Source organism: Empedobacter sp. UBA6745 (genome assembly GCF_002453775.1).
GTDB classification, from domain to species: Bacteria; Bacteroidota; Bacteroidia; order Flavobacteriales; family Weeksellaceae; genus Empedobacter; species Empedobacter falsenii_C.
Genome location: NZ_DKHL01000058.1, coordinates 6,837 through 8,640, shown reverse-complemented (window position 1 = coordinate 8,640; position 1,804 = coordinate 6,837). Strand labels below are relative to the sequence as shown.

The following is a 1,804-nucleotide window of genomic DNA, read 5'->3' as shown; positions in this document are numbered from 1 at the left end:
ATGTTAGATGTTAGAAAGTTATTTTTTAAGAATTAAAACTACTAAAAGATGAGAAAAATTGCACCGTTTATACAAACGCTCATCTGCTACCTATTTATCATATTGTTTATTTATGCAGCTGTGAGTAAACTAATGGATTTTGAGAATTTTCAAATTCAATTGGCTCAATCACCTTTATTGAGTGCTTACGCAGGATTTATTTCTTATGCTGCAATTATTGTAGAAATTGTAATTGTATTATTGCTTTGTATCAAGCGAACACAACAAATTGGGTTGTATGCTTCTTATAGTTTGATGCTCGCGTTTACAGTTTATATCTATCTGATTATTAATTACAGTGATTTTGTCCCATGTTCTTGTGGCGGAATTCTGGAGAAACTTGGATGGACAGAACATTTGATATTCAATCTCGTATTTGTTGGATTAGCTGTAATTGCCATTTACTTAGGTGAATTATTAATGTTTCAAAAAAGTAAACGAAAACTATTTCTTACCTTCTTTGCTATTTCGATTGTTTCAATTGGAAGTGTCATTATGTTATTTCTCACATCTGAACACATCATCAAACAAGAAAATAATTTTACCAGAAGGTATTTACAGCATCCAATTATCGAAGAAAAAGCGATTGATCTAGGCGCTAATTCCTATTATTTTGTAGGATATGAAAATAATACGCTGTATTTAGGAAATTATACTGCTCCACTTGTTTTAACGAGTGTTGATACCAATACAGATCAAATCATTTCCAAAAAGATTGATTTGGACTATAAAGATCATCCTTTTAAATCCATTATGATGCGTGTCAAAAATGGTAGCTTTTATTTGTACGACGGAACAGTTCCTGTTATTTACAAAGGAAAATTAACCAATTTACATGCAGAAACCATCAGTTTAAATGATGCTTTTTTCAATCAATTGATTGTGATTGATTCTACAAGCTTTGCAATTCGTACACAAAGTAGCACAACGAATACGCAGATTTTAGGAAAGCTGAATTTAAACAAACAGCCAAAAATAGAATTGATTTCAACTATACTCGAAAAACAAATTGATGGTGTTTTTGATACAGATGGATTGTTGGTTTCTGATTCATATACAAATGAGTTGGTTTATACTTATTACTACCGCAATCAATTTATTGTTATGGATCAAGATTTACACATCAAACACAAATTAAATACGATTGATACTACTCGTCAAGCAAAAATTGAAGTTAGCCATCTATCGGATGGAAAAAATAAAATGAGCGCTCCTCCACTTTTAGTGAATAAAAAAATGGTTGCACATCGACATCTCTTGTTTAATATCTCTAAGCTAATGGGGAAATTTGAATCCCCAAAACAGTGGAAACAAGTGGATGTAATTGATGCGTACCGAACAGATCGTAGGCATTATATCGGAAGTTTTACTGTACAACATCGCGAAGAAAACAAACTTTCTGATTTTTTAGTGACTGATTCTCATTTTTATGCTCTAATTGGAAATGAATTGATTGTTTATAAACTAAAGCCGGCTATAACCGATCAGTTTAAAGCAGGAAAAGCCGAAAACCTGTAATAAAAGTAGGCAAAACTAAAATTCACATTAAAATGAAAAATTTAAAACAAATTATTTTACCAGCTGTCATTGTATTAATGGGGACTGGTGCAGCTTTCGCTACAAATCAGGCGAAGAAAGCTGGATGGGATCCTGGAGATCCGATTTATCGAATAGATCAAGAAGAACCATGTACATTGGTTGAGGATTTTGAATGTAGTAGCATTCCAGGTAATTTTTGTACTTATCAGCCAGGTGTACATCTTTA

General features: G+C 32.2%; 2 protein-coding genes. Both read left to right on the top strand.

The window, feature by feature from the left end; translation table 11 throughout:
• The first annotated feature begins 48 nt into the window (after window positions 1-48).
• On the top strand, window positions 49-1,557 hold the full coding sequence (locus B4H69_RS16420; protein ID WP_291094938.1) for a DoxX family protein: 1,509 nt from the start codon (window positions 49-51) through the stop codon (window positions 1,555-1,557).
• A 32-nt stretch (window positions 1,558-1,589) separates the two neighbouring features.
• Window positions 1,590-1,804: DUF6520 family protein (locus tag B4H69_RS16415; RefSeq protein WP_291094936.1), on the top strand; the 215-nt coding region annotated here is incomplete at its 3' end.